This window comes from Xanthomonas cissicola (assembly GCF_008801575.1).
GTDB lineage: Bacteria > Pseudomonadota > Gammaproteobacteria > Xanthomonadales > Xanthomonadaceae > Xanthomonas > Xanthomonas cissicola.
Genome location: NZ_VZPL01000140.1, coordinates 1 through 4,515, shown reverse-complemented (window position 1 = coordinate 4,515; position 4,515 = coordinate 1). Strand labels below are relative to the sequence as shown.

The 4,515-nt window shown below is 49.6% G+C and carries 8 protein-coding genes and 1 pseudogene; 6 read left to right on the top strand and 3 right to left on the bottom strand.

The genetic code is table 11. The annotated features are described in order from the left end of the window. Both F7R02_RS24425 and F7R02_RS24420 read left to right on the top strand, forming a co-directional pair. Positions 1-127, top strand: a 127-nt coding sequence (locus tag F7R02_RS24425) for an integrase core domain-containing protein (protein WP_151210081.1), incomplete at its 5' end; no start/stop codon positions are given. A 32-nt stretch (positions 128-159) separates the two neighbouring features. Continuing rightward, positions 160-282, top strand: a pseudogene (locus tag F7R02_RS24420) (integrase core domain-containing protein); the annotation flags it as partial. Between the two features lie 128 nt (positions 283-410). On the opposite strand, the gene F7R02_RS24415 reads toward F7R02_RS24420, so the two are convergent. Continuing rightward, complete coding sequence (locus F7R02_RS24415) at positions 411-689, bottom strand: hypothetical protein (RefSeq protein WP_078589915.1); 279 nt, start codon at positions 687-689, stop codon at positions 411-413. Between the two features lie 171 nt (positions 690-860). On the opposite strand from F7R02_RS24415, the gene F7R02_RS24410 reads away from it, so the two are divergent. The 4 genes from F7R02_RS24410 (at position 861) to F7R02_RS24395 (ending at position 3,974) form a co-directional block, all read left to right on the top strand. Next, complete coding sequence (locus tag F7R02_RS24410) at positions 861-1,157, top strand: helix-turn-helix domain-containing protein (RefSeq protein WP_078589914.1); 297 nt, start codon at positions 861-863, stop codon at positions 1,155-1,157. A 168-nt stretch (positions 1,158-1,325) separates the two neighbouring features. Then, positions 1,326-2,369, top strand: coding sequence for a Fic family protein (locus F7R02_RS24405; RefSeq protein ID WP_172397231.1), 1,044 nt, complete (start codon positions 1,326-1,328; stop codon positions 2,367-2,369). Beyond that, positions 2,356-3,249 (top strand): hypothetical protein, encoded by an 894-nt coding sequence (locus F7R02_RS27095; protein WP_234934380.1) that lies wholly within the window; start codon positions 2,356-2,358, stop codon positions 3,247-3,249. The genes F7R02_RS24405 and F7R02_RS27095 overlap by 14 nt, the downstream gene beginning before the upstream one ends. Next, entirely contained in the window at positions 3,201-3,974 is a 774-nt protein-coding gene (locus tag F7R02_RS24395) for a hypothetical protein (RefSeq protein WP_078589912.1), read from the top strand. The genes F7R02_RS27095 and F7R02_RS24395 overlap by 49 nt, the downstream gene beginning before the upstream one ends. A gap of 70 nt (positions 3,975-4,044) precedes the next feature. Here F7R02_RS24395 and F7R02_RS24390 read toward each other — a convergent pair whose 3' ends face one another. Beyond that, the gene (locus F7R02_RS24390; RefSeq protein ID WP_235900985.1) at positions 4,045-4,380 is read right to left on the bottom strand and encodes a DUF6216 family protein; all 336 of its coding nucleotides are present in this window, start codon (positions 4,378-4,380) and stop codon (positions 4,045-4,047) included. Continuing rightward, positions 4,381-4,515: IS3 family transposase (locus tag F7R02_RS24385; protein WP_151210091.1), on the bottom strand; the 135-nt coding region annotated here is incomplete at its 5' end. It abuts the gene before it with no gap.

Here is a 4,515-nt window from a genome sequence, read left to right as displayed (position 1 = left end):
CACCGAAATCGAACGCTGGCGACGCGAATACAACGAGGACCGACCCAAGAAGGCGATCGGCGGCATGACCCCGGCTGCTTATGCCCAACATCTGGCAAACACCGATATCATTACCCCCGGACTCTAAACCAAACCACTACTCAGGGTGGGGGGACGTCGGCCGCCCACTGGTGGATGATCGACTACAACCAAGCAAGATCCCATGATTCGCTCGGCGGAATGACCCCGGTCGAGTACCGCAACAAGTACGCCGAAAGCTCTACTTTTAAAGTGCCTGCTTGACGGGGGAGCTTACGCCACCACCGATCCAATAACAATAAAAAATGCGCCGCCAACCAACAGGAGAAGGAGGAAGGTCCAGACCGTCATCGAAGTTCCAAAATGGGGAAGGAAATATCAAAGAGTGGTCGTCACTGGATGCGACCGGTGACCTTCCAAACCCCACCAACTTCCGAAAAGGTGTAGACCCCGTCCATCTCGTGCCCAAAATCGCGACCCATCGCCCGAACTCTGGCACTGACATCGCAAGAAAAGCTGGGTGCGCCTTCTGCCTTCGTGCACTTGCCACTCTTGAAGTCTTCAATCCTGGCGTCGTCGCTGCCGTTGTCTTTCACATATTGCAGAAATGCATGGCAGGCTGTCAGTCCAGCAATGAACAAGGAGATGAGGGAGACACGGAACTTCGACATGGTTGGGTCCTTTGCCTTGGATGGGTGTAACCACGAGGGTTGCAACGAAGCAAAAGATACGCTAAACGTAACATACGGGCAACGTAATTTACGAGCAACGTAGCTTACGTTCATTCTTGGGGCATGACTTCTCCCAACGCCCGTAGTGTTCGTGTCGTCTTCGCCGCCCGTATGAAGAAGCGGAGGAAGACACTTCGGCTCAGCCAAAAGGCCTTAGGAGTGCTCATGGGACTACCAGAAGATGTCGCAGGCGTTCGCATCAATCGATACGAGCGGGCAGTGCATGAGTGCGATAGTGAAACGGCTCAGAAAATGGCTGACGCCCTTGGCGTCTCGCTTGCCTACCTCTATGCAGAGACAGACGAACTGGCAGAACTCATCCAGGAGTTCACGCAGCTTCCCGCCAAAGCCCAGCACGCGCTCTTGGCTGATATCAAGTCTCGCTCCAAGACAAAGCGTGTGCGCTAACTGGCATCACGTTTGTCGGTGAAGTGCGCAGTGAGTGTAGGGGTTTTCTGATAATCATCGAGTTTTGATGATTTGTGTGACGCGAATCACTTTTCGTGTGATTTTTGTCTTGCTTTGACATAGTTGTCAGGGCATGTTGCCCAGGCTTCGTCAGTGCGTCGAAATTCTATGGATGGAAATTTTGAGTTAGCGCCGCTTGATTTGGCTTTTGCGCCACTTCCAGGACGACGCGATGCGCCTGACGCTTCTGTTTGGCTCGATGCATCGTTTTCGGTCTATACGCCAGCGCTGTTGGAGCCACCACTTCGAACCCATGAAAAAATAGGGGATTATCAACGCTTTGAGTCAGATGCTCAGTGCGTCAGTTACCTTTCAGCCCTTTCTTCCCGGCTAGTTCATGTGTGCAGAGGGAGTTGGAAGTTCACCTCGATCCCTGATTTGAGGGCAAGTCGCCAAGCGGCGTCAGCCATCAATGCGTCCCTCAGAGCAGGACTTCCAGATACGCATGGTATTTTAAATTGGTCATTAAATTTGGCCAAAAATTTAGGCAATAGCCAAGTCAGAAGCCGCACAGATAATGCATGGGTTGGCGGTAAGAAACCCTCAGAAGCGTGGCTTGTTTTACCGCAGGCAGATCAACTACCTTCTCTTTTGAAAAACCTTGAAGATTTGCTACAAGGCAAGAGCGCCCAGCCGGTCAACTGCGCATTTTTCGAAGCCATCGCGTATCAGATGATCTGTATCCATCCGCTCAGTGACACCAATGGACGGGTGACTCGCGCTCTCTTGATTAATCTTGCGGGACGCTATAGAAATTTTTATCCACTCTATATTGCGCATTGCCTGGTCTTTGCCAAACAGCGAACAGGTCAAACCTGGATGCAGGCATCCTTGACGGCAACAAGTCGAGATCTCAGTAATTCAGGAACATGGCTGGATCAAATTAAATTGATCTTGCAAAAAATTTCTGACTTAGCAACAGCTGGTTTAGATTCGAGAGCGTTGTGGTCACTTCTTTCATACGGATATGTATCCGTAGAAACGCTTAGTGCTGGCAAAAATGCATGCAGTCCAGCGCTTGCTGCAAAAATTATGGGGCGTCTACCGGCGCTTTTGGAACAGGAACAGGGGATATTTTACTCAGCCGAGCTTGAAATCCTGATCATCGGAATTGATCGCTCTATTAATAAGGATAGTTATGAAAGTGAATGAAGCGCAGGACGGCAAGCCAAAGCAGCTCAAAGCTGCGATTAGGCGAACCATTTATCTGACATTGATCTTGGCTGGTGCAGCAAGCGTGTTGTCGCCCTTGGCATCAGCCTCGGACACCGACGGGACCACAACAATGCCGCCTGTTGAAGTGCCGCCTCCCTACATCCCGCCACCGATTGAAAATCCGCCACCGCCCTACTATCCAGATCCAGGCGACGGCGGTGGTGGCGATGGTGGTGGTGGTGGCTCGGGAGAGGATCCGGTGGAGTATTGCAATGAACTCAAAAATCAAAAACCTGCAATGTGCCCCAATCCAATACCGCTTCCAGCAGGCGCAACCTATGCCCAAGATAAATTACCTGGCGCAAGCATCAACGGAAAGTCTACGCTTTTAATGGCGATTGGCTACTCGCAGGGCAGAGCGTTTGGTCCTAACGGGACGACAGCTGCTCCCAATGCGACTGCCGCTTGGCTCATGGATTTTACGTTAAATAAGCAAACTGAGAATTTCACAAAAATCGGGCTGCCCTTGAAAGAGGCTACTAAAATTTTTCGGGAAGATCTGAAAATAATATGCGATTATGAAAGCATGGAGTCAAATAAGTATCGCATCCCGGGTCAACTGACTGTGCCAGAGTATTATTGCTTTGAGATCATGAAGGCGCTTGACATTGAGGCCGATGATCAAATGAGCTTTGTTCAATTTTTTATCGATTGGGCAAAACGTTACGCTGTTAATCTTGAAAGATATATTCCCGGAGAAGTCCTTGGCTCGGGGAGTTTAGATAACTCGATTGGAACGAAGTGGCGAGTGACAACGGCGGACGCGGCTTGTTCAAGATGGTGGACCAACTTTCAGCAACACCAATGCAGTCTATAATGGGTGGCACTATGAGAGCAAAAATTACGTTTTCCATGGCAATACTTTCCATCGCACTTGCTGCCTGTGGAAAGACCGATAAGCCCGCTGTAAATGAAGATGCCGCGAGAGCACAGTCTGAAACGCCCATAACCGTTGACAATGATCAAAGCGCAGCGGCAAATGCAACTCCAAAGACAAGCAATACCCCCGCACTAAGTGGCGTGCAAGATGCACAAGAATACATGTGTAAGAATGGTGTAAATGGCTGCAAGATAAGTGGTCCGTTTGTCGCAAACTCAGAAGCCGAAGCGAAGTGGCTTTTTTCGCATGGCTATCCCACCGAAGCAGAATTGGCTAGGTTGGAAACTTTGAGTTTGGATCAACTGAAAGCAGAGTCGCAGGCCGGCAACCAAGCAGCCACAGTCATTTATGGAAAGAAGACTGCACTGAATGGTCCATTTTATAAAGGTATTGGTATTCTGCGACGAGCAGCAGTGGCCGGAAATCTTTATGCTTACTATGGGTTATCAGATGTCTATGCAAGCGATGGCGAGAACAAAAATATAGTTGATAGTCTCGCTTACTTGCGACTGGCTTATATCGTAGGCGATAGCAAAGCGTCCGGTGAAATTGCCCGGCGTGGGTTGAGTAGTGTTGAAAATGTTGTTGCCGATGAACGCGCAGCCTCGCTTTACAAGACATTTTCAAAGTATCAGCGTCCATCCCCAAGACCTATTGAGTAAACACTTGTATGTAGATGAGGAGGGGTAACCCTCCTCATCTATTTGCTTCAATTCAAGTGTCGCTATGTTTCTACTGACTTGTGCCTAGCTGACGTTCTTCAAGAAGATCTTTCAGTTTATTTGCAGAGATCAACTCTCTGAATAGGGTATAGAACTGCCAAGCGCACCATAGTGCGACCACGAAGGCAAACAGTGATGCATGTCTTTGCTTAGGAACCTCTTTCGCTAGATGCGGTTTAAATGTTGGATCTGCCCAAACCTCGCAAAGAATTTTAAGGTCTCTTGGGTCGAATGTGGGCGGGATGACTTGTTTTTCGGCGGTGTTCTTGCACTGCTCAATAGTTAGTGTTTCACTTTTGATTGAGAAAAGCCCTGTCGTCTGATACGCCCAGGGTTCCGTAGACACTCAAGACTCTCGTTGCGCGTAGCGCCGTTCAAACTCTACAGGGGACAGGTCGCCAGTTGAACCATGACGGCGTTGTGGGTTGTAGAACATCTCGATGTAGTCGAACACCTCGGCGCGTGCGGCGTCCTTGGTGGG